The organism is Collinsella sp. AF36-3AT (assembly GCF_003475205.1).
Classification (GTDB): Bacteria; Actinomycetota; Coriobacteriia; order Coriobacteriales; family Coriobacteriaceae; genus Collinsella; species Collinsella aerofaciens_AF.
In genome coordinates this window covers 205008-225436 of sequence record NZ_QROZ01000003.1, presented here as the reverse complement: position 1 = coordinate 225436, position 20429 = coordinate 205008, and the positions used below count along the sequence as shown (strand labels likewise).

21 protein-coding genes are annotated in these 20429 nt (G+C 60.3%); 2 read left to right on the top strand and 19 right to left on the bottom strand.

What is annotated here, in order from left to right; genetic code table 11:
• Positions 1-297: 297 nt before the first annotated feature.
• Positions 298-2301: a fructose-specific PTS transporter subunit EIIC gene (locus DW003_RS04815; RefSeq protein ID WP_118387842.1), complete on the bottom strand. Its 2004-nt coding sequence runs from the start codon at positions 2299-2301 to the stop codon at positions 298-300.
• Positions 2302-2506: 205 nt separating this feature from the next.
• Here DW003_RS04815 and DW003_RS04810 point away from each other — a divergent pair, with 205 nt between their 5' ends.
• Entirely contained in the window at positions 2507-3430 is a 924-nt protein-coding gene (locus DW003_RS04810; RefSeq protein ID WP_233545510.1) for a MurR/RpiR family transcriptional regulator, read from the top strand.
• 221 nt (positions 3431-3651) lie between these two features.
• Here the strand turns inward: DW003_RS04810 and DW003_RS04805 are convergent, their stop codons facing one another.
• The 14 genes from DW003_RS04805 to alaS form a co-directional block, all read right to left on the bottom strand.
• Positions 3652-5280 (bottom strand): DNA repair protein RecN, encoded by a 1629-nt coding sequence (locus tag DW003_RS04805; protein ID WP_118387840.1) that lies wholly within the window; start codon positions 5278-5280, stop codon positions 3652-3654.
• Complete coding sequence (locus tag DW003_RS04800) at positions 5270-6130, bottom strand: NAD(+)/NADH kinase (RefSeq protein WP_118387838.1); 861 nt, start codon at positions 6128-6130, stop codon at positions 5270-5272. The genes DW003_RS04805 and DW003_RS04800 overlap by 11 nt, the downstream gene beginning before the upstream one ends.
• Positions 6127-6930 carry a TlyA family RNA methyltransferase gene (locus tag DW003_RS04795; RefSeq protein WP_233545513.1) on the bottom strand — a complete coding sequence of 268 codons (804 nt, stop codon included), beginning with the start codon at positions 6928-6930 and terminating at the stop codon, positions 6127-6129. Before DW003_RS04795 ends, DW003_RS04800 begins: the two co-directional genes overlap by 4 nt.
• Positions 6931-6965: 35 nt before the next feature.
• The gene (locus DW003_RS04790; protein ID WP_006233978.1) at positions 6966-7205 is read right to left on the bottom strand and encodes an exodeoxyribonuclease VII small subunit; all 240 of its coding nucleotides are present in this window, start codon (positions 7203-7205) and stop codon (positions 6966-6968) included.
• Between the two features lie 2 nt (positions 7206-7207).
• Positions 7208-7795 (bottom strand): transcription antitermination factor NusB, encoded by a 588-nt coding sequence (gene nusB / locus DW003_RS04785; protein WP_117757239.1) that lies wholly within the window; start codon positions 7793-7795, stop codon positions 7208-7210.
• Positions 7796-7798: 3 nt separating this feature from the next.
• Positions 7799-8161, bottom strand: a complete 363-nt coding sequence (locus DW003_RS04780) for an Asp23/Gls24 family envelope stress response protein (RefSeq protein WP_035138197.1) — start codon at positions 8159-8161, stop codon at positions 7799-7801.
• Between the two features lie 24 nt (positions 8162-8185).
• Positions 8186-8749, bottom strand: a complete 564-nt coding sequence (gene efp, locus DW003_RS04775) for an elongation factor P (protein WP_117757241.1) — start codon at positions 8747-8749, stop codon at positions 8186-8188.
• A 160-nt stretch (positions 8750-8909) separates the two neighbouring features.
• Positions 8910-10040: a Xaa-Pro peptidase family protein gene (locus tag DW003_RS04770; protein WP_117757242.1), complete on the bottom strand. Its 1131-nt coding sequence runs from the start codon at positions 10038-10040 to the stop codon at positions 8910-8912.
• 131 nt (positions 10041-10171) lie between these two features.
• On the bottom strand, positions 10172-11281 hold the full coding sequence (locus DW003_RS04765; RefSeq protein WP_118387834.1) for a hypothetical protein: 1110 nt from the start codon (positions 11279-11281) through the stop codon (positions 10172-10174).
• Complete coding sequence (locus DW003_RS04760) at positions 11278-11811, bottom strand: shikimate kinase (RefSeq protein ID WP_089571747.1); 534 nt, start codon at positions 11809-11811, stop codon at positions 11278-11280. The genes DW003_RS04765 and DW003_RS04760 overlap by 4 nt, the downstream gene beginning before the upstream one ends.
• A gap of 8 nt (positions 11812-11819) precedes the next feature.
• Positions 11820-12317, bottom strand: coding sequence for a YqeG family HAD IIIA-type phosphatase (locus DW003_RS04755; RefSeq protein WP_117583452.1), 498 nt, complete (start codon positions 12315-12317; stop codon positions 11820-11822).
• 2 nt (positions 12318-12319) lie between these two features.
• The gene (gene mltG, locus DW003_RS04750; protein WP_233545508.1) at positions 12320-13711 is read right to left on the bottom strand and encodes an endolytic transglycosylase MltG; all 1392 of its coding nucleotides are present in this window, start codon (positions 13709-13711) and stop codon (positions 12320-12322) included.
• Positions 13704-14132: a Holliday junction resolvase RuvX gene (gene ruvX, locus DW003_RS04745; RefSeq protein ID WP_117583450.1), complete on the bottom strand. Its 429-nt coding sequence runs from the start codon at positions 14130-14132 to the stop codon at positions 13704-13706. Before ruvX ends, mltG begins: the two co-directional genes overlap by 8 nt.
• Positions 14133-14141: 9 nt before the next feature.
• Positions 14142-16799 (bottom strand): alanine--tRNA ligase, encoded by a 2658-nt coding sequence (gene alaS / locus DW003_RS04740; RefSeq protein ID WP_118387830.1) that lies wholly within the window; start codon positions 16797-16799, stop codon positions 14142-14144.
• Between the two features lie 198 nt (positions 16800-16997).
• Between alaS and DW003_RS04735 the strand changes: the two genes are divergently transcribed.
• On the top strand, positions 16998-17237 hold the full coding sequence (locus DW003_RS04735) for a hypothetical protein (protein WP_089571736.1): 240 nt from the start codon (positions 16998-17000) through the stop codon (positions 17235-17237).
• Positions 17238-17243: 6 nt separating this feature from the next.
• Here DW003_RS04735 and DW003_RS04730 read toward each other — a convergent pair whose 3' ends face one another.
• Genes DW003_RS04730 through DW003_RS04715 form a run of 4 tightly spaced genes read right to left on the bottom strand, consistent with a single transcriptional unit; the run spans position 17244 to position 20403 of the window.
• On the bottom strand, positions 17244-18656 hold the full coding sequence (locus DW003_RS04730; RefSeq protein ID WP_118387828.1) for an AI-2E family transporter: 1413 nt from the start codon (positions 18654-18656) through the stop codon (positions 17244-17246).
• Positions 18653-19444 (bottom strand): RNA polymerase sigma factor SigF, encoded by a 792-nt coding sequence (locus DW003_RS04725; protein WP_117635146.1) that lies wholly within the window; start codon positions 19442-19444, stop codon positions 18653-18655. The genes DW003_RS04730 and DW003_RS04725 overlap by 4 nt, the downstream gene beginning before the upstream one ends.
• 1 nt (position 19445) lies before the next feature.
• Positions 19446-19823 (bottom strand): ATP-binding protein, encoded by a 378-nt coding sequence (locus DW003_RS04720; protein WP_117736300.1) that lies wholly within the window; start codon positions 19821-19823, stop codon positions 19446-19448.
• Positions 19816-20403: a hypothetical protein gene (locus tag DW003_RS04715; RefSeq protein WP_117639347.1), complete on the bottom strand. Its 588-nt coding sequence runs from the start codon at positions 20401-20403 to the stop codon at positions 19816-19818. The genes DW003_RS04720 and DW003_RS04715 overlap by 8 nt, the downstream gene beginning before the upstream one ends.
• Between the last annotated feature and the right edge of the window lie 26 nt (positions 20404-20429).

Genomic DNA, 20429 nt, shown 5'->3' with positions numbered 1-20429 from the left:
AATCTCACTGGCCGCGCCCGGCCCCCTGTGGGCGAGCAAGCTGCGGAAACTCGGTCGGTCCAGAGCAATATCGTGCGAACGAAATTCTGGCTGATGACTTGTTCGCGACAAAGACTCGATAGGCAGCCCACTCTATGCCCTTTTGTAAGTTGCGGTGAAATAGGGACTGAATTTGGGGTTGAATCGTTTAAACAGTCCCTATTTCACCGCAACTTATTTGGGGATGAAAAAGGCGGAGACCTTGGAGAGGGTCTCCGCCTTTGTTACAAGGGGCGATGTTATTCGCGAGCTGCGGGATTAGACCAGGCGGGCGTTGATCGTCTTGGCGATCTCGGCGGCGTTGGTGGAACCCTTGACGGTGGCACGGAAGTCCTCGTCCATAAGCGCCTCGGCGACCTTGGACAGGATCTTGAGGTGCGTGGTGCCAGCCTGAGCGCCCGGGATGAGCAGGGCGATGGCCACGTTGACGGGGGCGCCGTCCATGGTATCCCAACCGGTCACGCCGGACTCGTCCTTGACGACGATGACGGCAGCCTCGGTAATGGCGTCGGACTTGGCATGCGGGATGGCGAAGCCCTCCATCATGCCCGTGGTGCCCTCTGCCTCGCGGGCCAGGAAGGCGTTCATCACGGCGTCGGCGTCGCCGGCGATACCGGCCTTGACGGCCTGGTTGGAGACAAAGCTCAAAGCCTCGTCACGAGAAGCGAAGTCCTCGGCGACAAAGACGTTCTCGACCTTCACGAAGTCGGCAGCCTCGGCCTTGGGGGCCTCGACAGCAGCGGCCTTGGAGGCCTCAACCGGCTTGGCTGCAGGAGCGGCCTTCTGGTTCTTCTCGAAGTCATATTTCTTGAAGGCCACGAACAGGATGCTACCGACCACGGCGCCGATGAGGATCGCGAGGACCCAAAGCGGACCGTTCTCGACAACGGGCAGGACCAGGAAGCCACCGTGGGGCGCCGGATCGTGAACGTTGAACATAATGGTCAGGATCGAGGCGATGGAGGAACCGAGCATCATGATGGGCATGACGGGCCAGATGTTCTTGGTCATGAACGGAATGGCGCCCTCGGTGATGTGGGTGCAACCAAGGATGAGGTTGACGACACCGGCGTCGTGGTCCTCCTGGCTGAAGTACTTCTTGCCGACAACGACGGCGAAAGTGGTGATCAGCGGCGGAACGATGCAGGCGGCGGAGACGGCAGCCATGAAGTTGGTGCCGAAGTTGTAGGTGTCGGTGCCGACACCGGCGGCCAGGGCCTCGGTGAGCATAGCGGTACCGGTGACGTAAGCAGCCTTGTTGACCGGGCCACCCATGTCAAAGGCGCACATGCAGCCGATGGCAAGACCCAGGACAACGGCGCCAGAGGCGGACAGGCCCTTGAGGAAGTCCATCATGGCGGTGTTGATGGCAGCCATGGGGCCGGAGATGCCGAGCATGACCAGACCGACGATGGCGGTCGAGAACAGCGGGTACAGGAAGATAGCCTTGAGGCCGTCCAGGTTCTTGGGCAGACCGGCAAAGACCTTCTCGAGCAGCAGGATGACATAGCCAGCAAGGAAGCCGCCGACGATGCCGCCCAGGAAGCCGAAGCCCACGCCGGCGCCACCGGCGTCGATCATGCCGGTATCGGCGTTAACGGGCAGGCCCTGGATGGCGATCATGCCGGCAACAAAACCGGGGACGAGTGCCGGGCGCTTGCCGATGGACTCGGCGATGTAAGCGGAGAGCACCGGAACCATGAGGTTCATGGCGATGCCGCCGATGATCTTGAGCATGGCGGCAAAGGTGTTGTAGTCGGCAGCCGTCGAATCGAAGGACGTGATGCCCCACAGGAACGATACGGCGGTCAGAACACCACCGGCGACGACGAAGACCAGCATGTGGCTGACGCCATTCATGAGGTGCTTGTAGATGACGTGGCCGATGGACTCCTTCTCCTCGACCTCGTCCTCAACATCGGCAGCAGCCGCAACCGAGTCGTCGCCCTTGGCGGCGAGCGCGCGGTCAATCAGCTTTCCGGCGGCCTCGACGGACAGGGCCTTGGAAACGCCAACGGAAACCATGGGCTTACCGGCGAAACGCTCAGCCTGGACATCCTTATCGGCTGCGACGACGACGGCCTTGGCACCGGCGATCTCACCCTTCGTGAGCTCGTTCTCGACACCGACCTGGCCATGAGTCTCGACCTTAATGGTCAGACCTCGCTCGGCAGCTGCCTTCTCCAGCGCCTCCTTCGCCATGAAGGTGTGCGCGATGCCGGTCGGGCAACCGGTCGCGGCGATGATGTCAAACTTAGCCATGTGTCCCTCCTTCTTGAGTACAGCGCCCGCGGGCGCTCCCCTATACGCGCTTAAATGCGCGTTTTTCCACACTTGAAAGATACCAACCTACCGTCCGCGTGAGAAGAGACAAGGCGCAATTCTCCGGTGAAAGGTTCTTTCATAACCGTAAACGGTAAGTGAAAGTTTACCATCAACACTTGAAACGGCAAGGTGTATCTTGTAATTGAAACTGCCCGTATACTATGGCATGAAAAACGAGTCCGATTTTCATGCCAACCAGGAGCCATCCATGACCGATAGCAGCAAGAGCGCGCTCTCCCTTATTAGCACGCACAAAGGGTACAGCGATTCCGAGCAGCGCATTGTCGACTATATATTGGAGCACCAGTCCGAGGCGCCGCGCCTGACGGCCGCCCAGCTCTCACGAGCCGCTGCCACGTCCGAGGCGACGGTCTCGCGCTTTTGCCGCAAGCTGGGCTTTGGCAGCTTCCGCAGTTTTCAGTTTTCGTTGGCGCGCGACTTGGAGAGTCAGCGCAACGAGGGCCTGACCGACGAGGTCTCGCTCGACAACATGGAGCAGAGCCTTAAAAATATCCTTGCCGCTAAGGTGAGCGAGCTTAATGCGACCATCGACGGCATTGATCACGACACGTTGGCCGCAGTTGTGCACGCACTTAAGAATGCCGGCGTTATTGAGTTCGCCGCCGTGGGCAATACGAACGCAGTCGCGCTCGATGCGACATTTAAGTTTTCGCAGCTGGGCCTGCGCTGTATGGCGAGCACCATCAGCGAGACATCAATCGGCTTTGCGCTCACGTTACGCCCCGGCGACGTTATCGTGCTGATCTCGAACTCTGGCAAGTCGCGTCGACTGAACCGCATGGCAAAAGCGGCTCGCGACTGCGGTGCCACCGTGGTCGTCATCAGCAGCGACAGCAAGTCTCCACTTGCGCGCCTAGCCGACTACACCTTTAATACCGTCAATCACGAGGCGCTGCTGACAACGGGCGACTTCGCGTTCTCCAAGATGAGCGCCACGATGATCATAGAGGTCATCTACAACTTCCTGCTGCCTGAAATCGAGGACGCCCGAGAGCACATCAGCTTCTACGAGGAGCTCATCCAGCCGGATAAGGTCGTGGAATAGTCATTTTAGGGAGCCGACGAACGCCACCCGCCACGAAACCGGCCCATCTACTACGTTTTATCCGTATAGCCCAACCACATTCCGAAAATAGAGAAAACCGCAGGCGTTCTACCTGCGGTTTTCTTTTTACAATTCTTAACATGGTTGCCGATAGCCTATCAAACGTAGTAGATGGGCCGGTTTCGTGGCGACCGGGTCGGACATGAATGTGGCGGCTCAGACTAAGCACGCGCTTCTTCCAGCATCTGCCTGGCGTGCGCCAGGCTTGCCTCCGACTGATCGCCGCTCAGCATGCGAGCGATCTCTGCGGTACGAGCGTCCCCAGTCACCTCATCCAGATGCGTCTGAGGAACATCTCCGGGCTCTTTGCTCACTACGTAGTGCTTGTCGCCCATGACCGCAACCTGCGCCAAGTGCGTTACGACGATGACCTGATGCGTGGCGGCAAGATCAGCCAGCACACCAGCAAGAGCACGAGCCGTAGAGCCGCCGACACCGGCATCGACCTCATCAAATACCAGCGTGTCAACGCCGTCGGCATTACCGAGGACAACCTTGCTCGCCAGCATCACACGGCTCAGCTCGCCGCCCGAGGCAATGCGGCGCAAGGGACGCGGCGTCAAGCCGGCGCCGCTGCGATACAAGAGTTCGTAGCTCGAAGGGCCCGCCGGCGTCCACTCGGCACGTGGAAGATCACGCGATTCCCAGACCAGCTCAGCGCCGCCCATCTCCAGGCGTGCCATCTGACGACCCACCTCGTGACAAAAGCGCGGAGCAGCGGTATTGCGTGCGCGCTTAAGCGCCTTGGCGGCGGCAAACAGTTCGCGCTCCGCCGCGCCAAGCGCTTCGCGCGCCTTCCTAATCTGCCCATCACCATCGTCTACCAGCGACAGCAGCTCTTGCGAGCGATCGCGCATGGCAAACACGTCGTCCATGGTGGGACCCCACTGACGCAGCAGGCCCTTGAGGTCGGAATACCGCTCGCGCATGCGGGCGAGCTCGTGCGGATCGAAGGCGACCCCATCGCGATAAGCACGCAGCTCATTGGCGCAATCCTCAAGGGAGATACAAGCATCCGAAAGGGCATCGGCGATGTCGCCTAGCTTGCGGTCAACGGTCGCCATGCGCGACAGCTCTGCCACGGCGCCGTTCACGGCATCGAGCGCTCCCCCTTCGGCAACAAGCGATGCATGGGCCTCGTTGGCCGTCGCCACCAAGACCTCGGCATGCTCCGAGCGCGGCAGCAGCTCCTCAAGCTCCTCGTACTCACCCGGCTTGGGATCGACCTCGGCGATGCGCTCCAGGGCGAAGCGCGCCTCCTCGACGCGACTCCCTTGCGCACGCGACGCCTCCTCTACACGACGAAGCTCCTTGGCAGCCGCACGCGACGCCTTGAAGCAGGAACGGTACTTTTCCAGCGCCTCGAGCGCAGAGCGACCAGCCCAGGCATCAACCATGGCAACATGATGTGCCGGGTCGAGGAGGCGCTGGTGCTCGTGTTGGCCGCACAGATCCATCATCACGCCGACGTGCTCCGAAAGCTCGCGCACACTGGCGATACGGCCGTCAATCTTCACGCGGCTGCGGCCCTCGGCAGAAAGGCTGCGCTGCACGGTGAAGCCCTCAGCGTCGTGCGGGCCATCGAACAGGCGCGCCTCGACGCTGGCAAGCGCCTCGCCCTCGCGCACGGTCGACGAATCTGCACGTTCGCCCAAGATGAGCTTAAGCGCCGAGAGCAATGCGGTCTTGCCAGCACCGGTCTCGCCGGTCAGGACGGTCAAGCCCGCACTCGGAACCAACGTCGCCTCGCGAATGAGTGCGATGTTGGAAACCTGGAGCTCATCGATCATGGCGCACTCCATAGAACACGCGGCTCACCGAGTTATAGAAGCTCTCGGGGCCGTAGTCGAGCAGCAGCACATCGCCGGGGCCGCGACGCACGGCCACGCTCTCAACCGTGCCGTCGCAGGTAATAAACTGTCCGTCGATAGCGATGGCAGGCACACTCGGGCGGTCGTCGGACATAAAGATCTCGACGACATCGCTCGGCGAAGTCAGGAAAGCGCGAGCTTGAATGGTGTGCGGAGCAATCGGCACGCAGACCATACCCGTGTAATCGGGGCTGACGATAGGGCCGCCGGCGCTCAGCGCATAACCCGTGGAGCCGGTCGCCGTCGACACGACGACACCGTCACCGCGCAGGCGATCGATATGATGGCCGGACACCGTGATGTCAAATTCGACCATATCGGACAGGGGCCCACGCGTGAGCGCCATGTCGTTGAGGGCGAACGAACGCACGACATCCTTCGTGCCGTCCTCACGCACGGAAACGATGTCTGCGGCGATGGTGGCGCGGCGGCTCACGTGGAGCTCACCGGACAGGGCATCGCTCACAACCTGCAAAATATCGCGTTCCTCGGGGCTCGCGGCCGTCAAAAAGCCCAGGTGACCATAGGAAAGACCCAGAATAGGAATCTCGCGGTAGTTGAGAATGCGGGCGGCGCGCAGCAGCGTGCCGTCGCCGCCGAGCGTGATGACCAAGTCGGCATCGTCAACGTCGGGCGTGCTCTGAATCTTGGAGCGCTGGTCGGCAGCCCATGCGACCTCATAGCCTTGGCGCGAAAGCCAAAGCTCGAGCATAAGGCCGCTCTCGACCGCCTCTTGCTTGTAGTAATTGGGAACCAGAAAGACCTTCATAGCGTTGCTGCTTTCTCGCTCAAAACCGATACCTCGGATTGCAACTCATCGTCGGTGCGTTCGCCGGGGGCAAACCTCGTGCCGTACAGGAAAAACTCAACGTTGCCCTTGGCGCCATGGATGGGCGACACGCACACGTCGAGCGGAAACAGGCCCTTGGCGGCAAAAAGCTCAATCGCCGCCGCGAGTGTATCGCAGCGGACGGCGGGGTCGGTCACGATACCGCCCTCACCAACCAGCGCCGCCGGAGCCTCAAACTGCGGCTTTACGAGCGTGCAGAATGCACCCGTAGGCGCCAGGCACGCCAGCACCGCATCGATAATGTTCGCGATGCTGGTAAACGAGACGTCACACACAGCCAGGTCGATAGCGCCGGCATAGCCAAGCTCAGGCAGCTGCGTCACGTTTGTGCGCTCATGCAGCGTCACGCGATCGTCCTGACGCAACGACCAATCGAACTGGGCGCGACCCACGTCCACCGAGACAACGGTCGCAGCTCCGCGCTTAAGCAGGCAATCGGTAAAGCCGCCGGTAGAGCAGCCCACATCCAGACAGGCAAGGCCCGTCGGATTGATACCAAACGCATCAAGCGCGCCTTCGAGCTTAAGACCGCCACGGCCAACATAGGGAATGCGTCCCTTCACGTGCAGCGGCAGACCCGGGATCACCTTAAGGCCCGGCGAAGTCAAACGCTCGCCGCCACTCGAGACCAAGCCGGCCATAAGAGTGCGAAGGGCATCCGCGCGATCGGCGCAGATGCCCTGTGAAATCAGTTCGTCATCAAGACGCACGCGTTTCATGAATGCCATCAACCATTCGTATCCGGAGATGCGGCCTAGCTATCCTGGGATTCGTTTGCCGCATCCTCATCGTATTCCTGCTCGAGCTTGTCGGCCTCACGCGGCGTCAGCTCAAACTTATCGACCATGTCGACCGCGCGGGAGCCCAGCTCAATCGCCTCGTCAAACAGATCGAGCGAACGCTCCAAGGAGGTATCCTTGGAGCGAACGGTAGCGATGATCTGATCCAAGCGGTCCGAAATCTCGTCGAAGTTGCGGACGGAACCCTCTGGCATGGCTACTCCTCGACGGAGTCGGCCTCGACGGCCTCAGCAGCGTCCGCGTCCTCGGCCAGCACGCCAGCCTCGGCCTGAGCAGCCGCAACCTTTGCGGCAGCCTCGGCAGCCTGTGCCTCCTCGCGAGCGCGATCTTCGGCCAGCAGCTCCTGGTACAGGTCCTCGCCCGGCAGCTCTTCACTGCGAGCGATCTTACCCAGCACGCCGTTGACGAACGACGCGGACTGGTCGGTGCCATAGGCCTTGGCAAGCTCGACGGCCTCGTTGATCACGATGGCATCCGAGACCTCCTCGTCGGTGAGGAAACGCATCTCGTAAACGGCGATACGCAGCAGATTGCGGTCGGCGCCGGGCATGCGCATAAGATCCCAGTTTTTGGCAACGGAACGCAGAGCGCAGTCGATGCGGTCGATATGCTCGTAAGCACCGCGGCACAGCTCCAGCGCATAGGGGTCGAGGGGACCCTTCGAGATCAGGAAATCGCCCTCGAGGACGCGCTCGAGCGGGCTGTCCGTGGCCTCGGCCTGGAACAGCAGCTGCAGCGCCTGACTGCGGGCAAGCGTGCGCCCGCGATAAACCTTAAGGCTCAAAGGTTACTCCTTGGGGAAAACGAGGCCGTCGATGCAAACGTCAACGCGCTCGACCTCAACGCCAACCTGGGCATCGATGGCGGCGACCACGGCAGCGCGAACGGCCTCGGCGAGTTTCTTGAACGGATAGCCAAAGAACACCACAACGCGCACGGTAAGTGCGAGCTTGTCGCCGATGACCTCGGCCTCGACCGCCGGCTCGGAAGCCGGGGCCTTGGACGAGAGCATCATGGAGACAAGGTTGGTGGCAAGGTCCTTGACGCCAACGGAGGCGATGCCCTCGACATCCGACACGGCGCGCGAGACGATGGCGGTCAGAACATCGGGCGAAATGCCGATGCCGTCAATCTTGATTTCCTGGGGCATGAGTCCTCCTAGAAGAGTTGGTTGCTAGACGCGGGAGACGAACTTGCCGTCGCGGGTGTCAACCTTGATGACCTCGCCCTCGTTGAGGTACATGGGGACCTGGATGACGGCGCCGGTGTCGATCGTGGCCGGCTTGGTGGAACCCTGGACGGTGTCGCCCTTAAAGCCCGGGTCGGTCTGGACGATGGTGGTCTCGATGAACATCGGCGGGGTCACGCCCATGAGCTCATCGTCGGCGAAGAGCAGCTGGCAAATGTCGTTCTCGCGCAGCCACTTGGAGTTCTCGCCCACCATGTCCTCGGGAACAGGAACCTGCTCATAGGTCTCATTGTCCATGAAAATGTAGTCGGTGCCATCGTTGTAGAGGTACTGGAACTCACGGGTGGTGAGCATAACGCTCTCGAACTTGGTGCCGGCGTTGCAGGTGTTCTCGACGACGCGGCCGCTCTTGATGTCGCGGGTCTTGTAGCGCACAAACGCGCCGCCCTTGCCCGGCTTGACATGCTGGAACTCGACGATGGTGTAGACCTTGTCCTTGATACGGAGACCGAGGCCGTTCTTGAAGTCGGCGGTAGAAATGGTAGGCATAGCGACCTTTCTTGTTATGGGCAGAACGCACAAGCGTCCAAATTACATACGACAGAAATTATACACTTGCAGACGGCGCCTGCGGAGAGCGCATAAAAAGAGAACGCGGGGCGTCCGGATCGATTCGGACGCCCCGCCCCAAACTATCTACCGAAGTAGACTAGCAGTCGATAACGTGCAGGTCGTGCGGGGTCTTGGTGAAGGGCTCGTAGCCGTTCTCGGTGACAACGCCGTAGTCCTCCAGGCGCACGCCGCCCACGCCGGGCAGGTAGACGCCGGGCTCCATGGTGACAACCGAGCCGATCTCGATGGTGTTCTTGCTACGGTTGAAGTTGGGCAGCTCGTGGATGTCGATACCAACGCCGTGGCCCAAGCCATGGTTGTAGTAATCGCCATAGCCGGCATCGCCGATGATCTTCTTGGAAAGCTTGAAAATGTCGTTGCCCTCAACGCCCGGATGGATGGCGGCGACGCACTCCTCGTGTGTACGGCGCACGAGCGCGTACAGGTCGAGCTGCTCCTGGGTAGGCTCGCCCATCACGACGGTGCGTGTCATGTCGGAGCGGTAATCACAGTAGCCCGCGCCGTAATCCATAAGAACGAAATCGCCCTTCTCGATCACGCGGTCGCTCGGCACGGCATGCGGGTTGGCGGTGTTGGGACCACTCGCCACGATGGAGCCGAAGGCAAGGCTATCGGCGCCGTTGGCGAACATAAAGTTCTCGAGCTCGTTGCGAACCTGCTTCTCGGTCATGCCGGGCTTAATAAAGCCGAGCATATGCTGGAAGGCGGCATCGGTGATCGACTGCGCATGGCACATGAGCTCGATCTCCTCGGCGTCCTTGATGGCGCGCATCTTGCGAATGTCGTCATGCATCAGCGGCAGCATGCAGGCGACGGAACGATCCTCCAGACCACGCTGAATGCCCTGGTAGAAGTTGATCTGCATATCGTCCTCGACAGCACAGACGCGGCACTTATTGGCCGCGATCTTGCCGGCGACCCAACCGGGGATGGTGCCCTCGTCCATGTCGTAGACCCAGGGGCTGCCGGCGGGCGTGTTCTCCTCAAAGCTGTTGAGATAGCGCGAGTCGGTATGGAACAGGCACTGGTCGGCCGTAATAAACGCAGCGTGCGGGAACTCGAAGGTGTAATCGAAGACGCCCTTGACGCCCGTAAGCCAACGAAGATTGGCCTCGTCGCGCACCACGATGGCGTCGTAACCGCGCTCAACCATCAGGGCACGGACACGCTCGATACGACCGGCAGGACCGGCAGCAAACTCAGACATGCAGATTCCTTTCTTGTTGTCTTCATAAAGACGGAACGGGCTCAATCAACGAACGGAATCGCGAGCGATTCGCAACCGATTGGAAACCCGCCCCTCAACATGATACGAAAGACGATGGATGTCAATAAATCCTAGAGAAGTTCGTTGCGAGAAGCCAAGTATGCGTGAGCATGGCGGTCGAGAACCTCGTCCTCAACGCTCGTTAGACGAATGGCGCCGAGCGCCGCGGGCAGCGGCAACATGCTGCGGTTCGAGCGGACAAACTGCTGCCTGCGGAACTCCTCGATATATGCGGCAGGCTCCAGATCGAAGGCAAGCTCCTCGATACCAAAGTCCTCCAGGCAGTCATCGACCTCAAAGACGTAATCGATATCGAAGTCGCAGGCATCATGTGCTAGGCGCGCCTCAAAGCGCATGCCCTCGGACAACAGCTGGTAGGCAGGCACCGGCGAAGCGGCATCGCCCAAGCAGGCGCGCAGGGTACACTCCCCCGTCTTGCCAAAATCGAGCGCATGGCGGGCGCTCGGGTTCGTGGCCATCAGTACGTCCTTACGAGCAGTCTGAGACCACTGAACGGCATTGACGAGCGCGACCTCCTCGCCCGAGAGAATCTCGGGAATGGTCTCGGTAAACTGATTCCAGCGGGACTTGCTGCTCGAAAGCATGGTGCCAACAAGTACCGCATAACCGAGCTTAAGGTCCTCGGGGTCCGCCGCGCGAACAAGGTCGAGGTCACACACGACCAAGCCCGGCTCGGGACGGAACGCGATAGCGGGAAGCGCATTCGCCGACGAGGCAACGAGCGGCTTCATGGTCGTCGCGACCGTGAGCATGGCGTCAAACGTCGTCGGCAGCAAGGCGCACTCGGTGCGACCGCACCACTGATTGGCACACCAGCAAACGACTGAGCAGATCGCCGTGTCGCCGACAGCGACAACGAGATCGTCACAGGTAATGCCATTAGCCGACAGGGCGCCAAAGACGGTATCGGCATCGACCAGCGTAGCACCGGCAGGCGAAACCTCGAGGACGAGCAACGACACGGCAAAACCGGCGTCAACCAGTGCATGCTCGACAGCCTCGCCAAAACGCTCGGATGTGGCGTCGTTCCAAACCACCATCGCGCGCTTAGGCTTGCCCACAGCCGAGGCAAACATGCGCGGCAGCTCCTCGAACGCGCCCAATCCGACGCGGACATCGACACTGCGGTTTTGGAAATTGATAAGTTGACGGCGAATCATAGCAGTCCACGCTCCAAAAGCATCTCGGCACAAAGGTAGGAAACGTCCTCGAAGGACTTGTTGCGAATATCAAGGGTAATATCGGCGGCCCGGCGATACAGCGGACGGCGATGCTCAAACAGGCGCGCAGCGTGCTCGGGCGAGCGGAAATCGGGCCGGGTATCGGAGCGGCGAATCTGGCGCAACGAGTCCTCAAAGTCGCCTTCGAGGTACACACAGGTACCCATCTCGTGCATCAGCTCAATGTTCACCGGCGTCTCGACGATGCCGCCCCCGCACGATACCAGCAGGCTGCGTTCGCTTTGAAGCGAACGGAGTGCCGAGGTCTCGAGCTCGCGAAAACGATCCTCGCCCTCGGTCTCAAATATCTCGGTCACCGACTTGCCGCATCGACGCACAACCAAACGATCGGTATCGATAAAACGCCGCTTGAACATAGTGCCCACGTTGCGCGCAAGCGTCGACTTGCCCGCGCCCAAAAAGCCGATAAAGAAGATATGGTCGCAGCCGTGTTTGATGTGCTGAGACATGGCGAAACCTATTCCTCGCAGGGAAGGTCGCGCAGGGCCCGGCGCTCAAAGATACGGAAGATCTGCGTGTACCACAGGTCCTGGGTCGCCTGCGGCTTGACCAGAATAGTGTCAACGCCGGCAAAGTTACCGCTCCACACGTCCGTGTAAAGCTGGTCACCGATCAGCACGGCCTCGTCGGCCGTGGCGCCCAGACGCTTAAGACCCGCCTTCAGGGCAAACGGGGCGGGCTTCATGGCGTGGCTGATAGCCTCGAGCCCCAGCTCGCGCGCCGATGCCATGACCTGGTCGCGATGCCAGTTATTGGACACCATACACAGCTTAAAGCCCTTGGCATGGGCGGCTTCGAGCCAAGCTGAAACCGCAGCGGGAACCTGCTCGGTATCGCGCGGCACCAGAGTGTTATCGCGGTCGAGTAGAATGGCGCGCTTGCCGTCGGCCCAGAGGGTATCGAGGTCGATGCGGTCAACTGAGGCAACATATCGTTTGGGGCTAAAAATCCTCATGATCAATTCCAAGACTGTTGGTGCTCTTCGTAGGTCTTCGAGAAATACTCCTCGTCCTGTGTAATATAGAAATACAGGTCATCAGAGTCGGTCGGCTCAAGGGTAGCCTTGAGCGCCTCGAGCGACGGAGAGCAGATGGGCGTGGGCGGCAGGCCTTCATGCTTATAGGTGTTATACGGACTATCGCTCTGCAGGTCGTTGGCGGTAACCTCGCCGCCGGTGACATACATCATGGTCGCATCGCTATTGAGGTAACGCAGGCCATCGAGCTTGCCCGCCATACGGTTATAGAAAACCGAAGCCACATGCGCGCGCTGATCGGCGTTGAGGCCCTCGCGCTCGACGATCGAGGCAAGGTTAACGATGTCGTAATCGGACATCTCCACGCCATAGCGCTCCTTGATCTTGGCCTCGCAGCTGGCAAAGTCAAGCGACTTATACTCGGCGTTGAACTGGTCAAGCATGGCGCGAATCGCATCATCGGCAGACGGGTCCTTACCCAACGAATAGGTCTTGGGGAATAGGAAGCCCTCGAGCGAATCGTTCGCGGCATCTTTAAGGAAAGCGTAATCATTCACATAATTGCTCGCCTTGGCCTGGTTAAGGAAGTCTTCCTTGGAGATGCTGTCGTATGCCGCGGCCACGCGACCGGCGACCTGGTCGACCGTTAGGCCCTCAGGGATAGTCAGCGCATCGGAGCCGGCATTGGGCCCCTCCATGAGCTGCTGGACAACCTTGGTCGCATCCATCAGCGTCGTGAACGAGTACGTGCCGGGCTTGAGCGACATATCTGCGTTGAGCTTTTTGACCGCCGCGTAGTAATCCTTGGGATTCTCGACAATATGGTTCTCGGAGAGAATCGAGGCGATCGTATCGCCCGAAGCTCCCTCGGGAATCGTGACGGTAACTCGCTGGCCAGCGGTGACGCCTGTCTCCTCCCCGCAAAACAGGCCCTTGACGGCCGGAACGACAAAGAAGGCAATGGCAGCAAGAGCAAGTACGGCAACAACAACGCCGATAATCATAGGCACCGGAGAGCTTTTCTTTTGGACGCCACGGCGGGCATGCGTGTTATAGCTCGAGCGCGTGGCCGGAGCTACGCCATGTGTGCCGTGAGCATGATGTGCACGCGTATGCGATTGAGGCGCCTGCGCACGCTGCGTGGGCGCCTGCTGCTTAAAGCGGGTACCGCTTGCGGCCCGGGCTGCGCGGGCAGCGGGCTGTTGGGCAGGACGCTGAGCAGATTGTGCTGCACGAGAGGAGGGCTGTGCGGGACGAGCAGCAGGCTGAGCCGCACGCTGCGTCGGTTGCATCGGACGCTGGCCGGACGATACAGGGCGCGGCGTAGGCTGCCCCTGGCGATTCGGCTGGCGCGGATCGGAAGCGCTAGGCATGCGAAACCTCCTCGTTTTTGCGATCGAGCCACGTCTGCAAGAACAGGCTGGCGGCGATCATGTCAATCTTGCCCCTCATCTGCTTTTCGTTGAGTCCCTGCTCGCGTAGGATACGCTTTGCCTCTTGCGAGGACAGGCGCTCATCCTCAAACTCAAGCGGAAGATCGAGCTCTTGGGCAATCTTTTGCGCAACGGCGGCAACGCGCTCGGCCTGGGGGCCGGGCTCACCGGCCATGGTCAAGGGACGTCCGCTTACAAGGATATCGGGCTCATAGTCCTCAACCAGGTAACGGAACGTCTTGGCCATGCCAGTGACCTCGGCAGCCGGGAGCACCTTGACGGGCATTGCCATCTTGCCATCACGGCTCGAGACGGCAATGCCAATCCGGGTCTCCCCTATGTCCAGCGCGAGCGCGACCACAGCGACTACTTAAGCGCCGAGCGCGGTCTTGGCAGCCGCGAGGGCATCGGCGATACCGGCAGCGTTCTTGCCGCCAGCCTGGGCCATGTTGGGACGACCGCCACCGCGACCGTCGACCAGGCCCGCGATCTGCTTGATCACGTTACCGGCGTGGAAACCGGCCTTGACGGCGTCATCGGAGCCGGCAGCGAGCAGGGCCGGGGTGCCCTTTTCGGTCACGCTAGCGACGACGCAGGCGACGGGACCGGCGACCTTCTGGTGCACGGTATCCCACACATTGCGCAGGTCGGCAGCCTCAAGGCCCTGGAGCTCAGCGACAACGAGCTTGTAGCCATTCAGCTCGACAGCGCCTTCGATGGCGCTGGAAATCGCATCGGAGGAGCCACCGGTGAGTGCCTTCTTGAGCTTGTTGGAAGTCTCGCGCAGCTCGGCCTGCAGGTTCTCCACGCGGGCGGGAACCTCATCAACGCGGCACTTGAGCGCAGCGGCAGCGGCGTCAACGAGCGCCAGGCGGTCGGCCATGTAGTCGAGAGCGCCCTTGGAGGTCACGGCCTCGATACGGCGGACGTTGGAGCCCGTGGAAGACTCGGAGATGATCTTGAACAGACCGATCTCGGCGGTGTTGGCGGCATGCGTGCCACCGCAGAGCTCGCGAGAGAACGGCTGGTCCTCGGCGCCCACGGAGACAACGCGGACGACGTCGCCGTACTTCTCGCCAAAGAGGGCGACAGCACCGGCGGCCTTGGCCTCGTCGATGCCCATGACGCGGGTCACAACCGGCTTGGAAGCGAAGATCTGCTGGTTGACCAGGTCCTCGACAGCCTTGAGCTGCTCGGAGGACAGGGCCTCGAAGTGCGTGAAGTCAAAGCGCAGGTGCTCGGGCGTCACCAACGAGCCAGCCTGGGAGACATGCTCGCCCAGGACCTGCTTAAGCGCGGCGTCGAGCAGGTGCGTGGCGGTGTGGTTGCGACGCAGGAAGCCACGGCGCTCGGCGTCGAGCGCGGCGGTCACGGTAGCACCGACGGTCAGCGTGCCCTCGGCGACGTGGGCGACGTGGGCATACAGGCCGTTGTGGTTCTTGGTATCGGAAATGGTCAGCGCAACGCCCTCGGCGGAAAGCTCGCCGGCGTCGCCCTGCTGGCCACCCATCTCGGCATAGAACGGGGTGCGGTCGAGCACGACCTCGACGTCCTCGCCGGCGGCAACGGACTCGACGGACTCGCCGTTGCTCACGATGGCGACAACCTTGGCGCCCTCGATGACGTCGTTGTCATAGCCGTCGAACTCGGTCGCGGCAACCTTGTCGGAAAGCTCGACCCACACGTCGTTAAAGCTACCCCAGGCATCGCCCTTAGCGTTGGCGCGGGCGCGGGCCTTCTGGTCCTCCATGCAAGCGGTAAAGCCATCCATGTCGACGTCGTGACCGGCGGTGCCGGCGATCTCGACAGTCAGGTCAATGGGGAAACCAAAGGTGTCGTGAAGCTTAAAGGCAACATCGCCCGGAAGGACAGCGCCGTCGGCGAGCGCGGCCAGGGCCTCGTCCAGGTAAACGCGGCCGTTGTCGAGCGTCGTTGAGAAACGCTCCTCCTCGGAGGCGACGATGCCCTTAACGAGCGCGACGTTCTTGAGCAGCTCGGGATAAGCCTCGCCCATCTGAGCGTTGACCTCGTCGATAAACTTGGTCAGGAAGGCGCCCTCGATGCCCAGCAGACGACCGTGGAACACGGCACGACGGAGCAGGCGGCGCAGGACGTACTCGCGGCCCTCGTTACCGGGCAGGATGCCGTCCGAGATCATAAAGTCGACGGCACGGGAGTGGTCGGCGATGATGCGCAGGGAGCGGCTGGCGCCGGAGTAATCGTCGGCGTCATAGGTCTTGCCGCTGATCTTCTCACCGAGCTTGATGAGGTGCTGCATCAGATCGCCGTCGTAGTTAGCGGTCTTGTGCTGCATGATAGCGGCCATGCGCTCCAGACCCATGCCCGTATCGAGGTTGCGGTGCGGCAGCTCCGGCATGGAGCCGTCCTCCTGGCGGTCGTACTGGGTAAACACGAGGTTCCAGAACTCAAGGAAGCGGTCGCAGTCGCAGCCAGGCTTGCAGTCGGGGCTGCCGCAACCGACCTCCTCGCCCATGTCAAAGTAGATCTCGGAGCACGGACCGCAGGGGCCGGTGGGGCCAGCGGCCCAGAAGTTGTCGTCCTCGCCCAGGCGGGAGATGTGATCCTCGGCAACGCCCAGAGAGCGCCACACGTCGTGGGTCTCGTCGTCCTCGGTAAAGACGGTGAAGTACAGGCGGTCGAGCGGCAGCTTGAACTCCTTGGTGATGAGCTCAAAGGCCCAAGCGCAGGCCTGCTGCTTGGAGACGCCGCCAAAGGAGAAGTCGCCGAGCATCTCAAAGAAGGACAGGTGACGGCCGTCCTCACCGATGCAGTCGATGTCGTTGGTGCGGACACACTTCTGGCAGGAGATCGCGCCGATCTCCTTCATGGTCTTCTTGCCCTGGTAGTACTCCTTAAACTGGTTCATGCCGGCGTTGGCAAGCAGCAGCGAAGGATCGTCGGGGACGAGGGACGAAGAAGGATAGAGCTTAAGACCGCGCTCCTCAAAGAAGTTGAGGAACTTGGAGCGAATCTCGGCCGTAGTCATTGACGGGTAGTCAGCACTCATAGAGGGAATCTCCTCGGTTTCACATCGAAACAGTTCAAACGTAACGATATTACCATCCCACCGCGCCTGTGCAAAAAAGAGGGCCGCCAAACAGCGACCCTCCAGCGAAAGTGCACGTTATTTAGGTCTGTCAAATACTTTGAAAAAAAAATGATTTCGGTATAATTGCATATAAGAATCGTCCGGAAGGAGCGATCGATGAATAGCAAACGGTTTGTCGTGAATGCACTAACCTCGGTAGCCCTTTTAGCAATCTTCGCTTACTCGAGCTGGTATGTGAACCAGCCGAGATTTGGCTACGCATTGTACGCAGTAACATCTGGCGATAAAGCGTATTACACCCTAAGCGCAATTGACGCCATCTTTTTCTATGTGGCTGGCCCCTTATCAATCGCTTTGATCGCGTTTATTGTTATTTACAACATCAAGAAACGCTAACAGGGCCTATTTGGAATCCGAATCGTCCATGGAGCCGTCGATGCCGGTTTTGGTGTCGTCGTCAGAGCTTGTGTCGTCGTCCTTGGCAAAGGGGTTCTTAAAGAAACCCGTCGCGTCGGGCTGCAGGCCTGAGAGCTTAATCCAGGGATTATCGAGCTCGGGCTTGGGCATGGCCTGGGCCTCGGGCGCGGTCTCGTTGCCGATGAGCTCGGACTCATAGATGAACGTATCGTCGCCAAGCGCGTCGTAGGCGGCAACTGGGTTACCCTCGGTATCGCGATACGGAGTGCCCTTAAACACGGCACCATCGTATGCCACGAGCTGACGCCCGGTCTCGTTCTCAAAGTAGTAGACGAAAATGCCCTTGAGGGCCGCGCACAGCGGAATGGCGATAACCATGCCGATGGGACCCATGAGTGCCGAACCGATAACGAGAGCCGTCAGGCTCATAACGGGATGCACCTGCACCGAGCTCTGCATGACCTTAGGCGAAATGACATTATCGGTGACGTTTTGAGCCACCATGGTCACGACAAGCGTCCACAACGCCAGCATGGGGCTGAACATAAAGCCGAGCACCGTGGCGATCGCCGCACTCACCCAGGGACCGACAACCGGAACCAGGTGCATAATGCCGGTAAAGATAGCCATGAGTGCTGTATACGGATGGCCGATGATCGTAAAACCAATAAAGGCAAGAAAACCGCCACAGATCGATGTGATGACCATGCCACGCATGTAGCCGCCGACCGAACGCGAAAGGATGGCCACCATAAAGCGGTACGAGGTCTCCTTTTCCTGCCCGATGATGGTGCAGACCTCGTGGTGCATGCGGGGATAATCGCAGGCAAGCCAGTAGGCAAGCACCAGACCCAGGAAGATGACGAACAGCTGCGAGGCCGTGTTGGTAATGAGCGGAAACACACCGCGGCCGAGCTCAGCAGCGATTTGCGAGACGTACTTAGACGCTACGGTAACCAACGAAGAAAGATTGTCGTCCAGATACTCCTTGAGCGGCGTGTTGTTGAGCGTCTTAGCGTGCGAGAGCATCTCGTTGAGATCGCCACCCGCAACACGAAGCTGCTCGGGCAGGCGGCTCAGGACTTCCATGATTTGACCGAGCAAAATAGGCGATAGGATGCAGACGACGCCGACGAGCACGGCAACAACCACAATGAGTGCGATGAGCGAACCGAGGCCACGTCCGACACCGTGATGCTCGAGCCAGTTGGTGATCGGAGACATCACAAAAGCGATGATGGAACCGACAGCGAGAAACTCGATGACCGGTGCCAGGATGCCCATAAGGTTAAAGATGACGGCAGCGATGACAATGCAGCCGACGACGCCCCAAATGCGCAGCGTCAGAATGCGGGTATCGCGAAGCGTGCGGTCGATTTGTTGGGGGTGCTCACTCATGAACGAACCATCACTCCGTCGGGATCAATCTTATCTTGAATCTTCTTAAGCGTGCGGCGCAGCAGGCGCGAGACCTGCACCTGCGAGATGCCAAGCTTCTTGGCAATCTCGATCTGGGTCATGCCCTTAACGAAGCGCAGCTCGATAACCTCGCGCTCGCGCGGCGAGAAATCGCGGATAGCTTCCTCGATTACCAGGCGGTCATCGGTAAAGTCGAGCTCGTTGTCGTCGTCGGCATAGCGATCGAGAATCGAAGGCGCATCATCGGAATCGGACGCACCGGGAGCCTCGATGGGCACCGAGGTGTAGGCCGAGGACGATTCCATGGCTTCGAGCACCTCGTCGACGGTTACGCCAAGGTAATCGGCGATTTCCTCAACCTTGGGCGAACGCTGAAGCTCGTTGGTGAGCTTGTCGGTGGCCTGGTTAACCTTGGCAGAGAGCTCCTGCAGACGACGCGGCACGCGCACACTCCAGCCCTTGTCGCGGAAGTGGCGCTTAATCTCGCCCAAGATGGTGGGCGTGGCAAACGTCGTGAACTCGAGTCCGCGCTCGGGATCAAAGCGGTCGATTGCCTTGAGCAAGCCCAAGTACCCGACCTGCAAAAGGTCATCGAGCGGCTCGCCGCGGTTCTTGAATTTGTTGGCAAGAAACCTTACCAGGTTCATATGGGACATGACGAGCTGCTCGCGAGCATCCGGATCACCGGTCTCCTTATAACGACGAAACAGCTCGCGGGTTTTCTCCTTGTCCCAAGCGGTCTTGCCGCTCCGGGAGCGTTCGGTCATATTAGATATCCGCCTTGAGGTCGAGGGAAAGCGTTAGGGGCGCTGTAGTCTTTTCGTAGGAGTCGCACACACTCGCCAAAATGAGCTCGGCATACACGGCAGCCTGGTCATCCTCATCGACAGTCGCCTGGTCGCCAAAGGTAAAGGTCATGCCCACATGCGATTCGTCGACATCGAATTTGATCGAGATATCGTCGGAATCAACAGCCGTGCAGCCAAAGATGAAGGCTTCTTCGGCAGCCATACGAATGTCCTCGATGCGATCGACGGACATAGAGCACAGGGCGCCGACGTTGGCGGCCGTCATGCGCACCAAGCGCGCGAGACGCGGATCACCAGCAACGCTCAGCGTAATGGGGCAGGTTGCTTCGCTACTCATCGCAGGACTCCTCGGAGGTCTCGGCAGGCGTATAGGTGTAATACTGAGCAGGCTTAGCAGCGGGCTTCTGAACATCATCGTCGTCAGCAGCGGCATCGTCATCGCCAATCAGAACGCGCTCAGTGGGCTGCTCGGCCTCGGCAGCGGCAGCGGCGAGCTTGCGATCGGCGTCGGCTGCAGGAGCCTTCACCTTATTGAAGAGCTTCTGCACGGCGCCAGCAGCAGAATCAGTCACGCTCGATACGGCATTGCTGGCCTCGGCCACGCTGCCCGTGACCTCGGAAATGTCGCGAACGACCGCCTCAACCTCAACGAGGTTAGACGTCAGAGCATCAACGGCAGTCTTGCTCGACTTGAGGAGCGGCTCCATCTGGGCAAGTGCCGGCGTAAGCTCGTCAACGGCGCCATCAAGCTTTGCCACCACGGGCTGCGCCTCGGCAATCGTATTGTTGAGGTCGGTTACCGTCTTGTCGAGCGAGTCGACAACGGTGCGGGTTTTGCGCAGGGTGAGCGCAAGCTCAACGATAGCCCACACGCCGGCAACGGCAAGCAGCAGCAAGGCGATTTGAATGGGACTCATACAAGCCTCCCAAAGGAATCGAACTA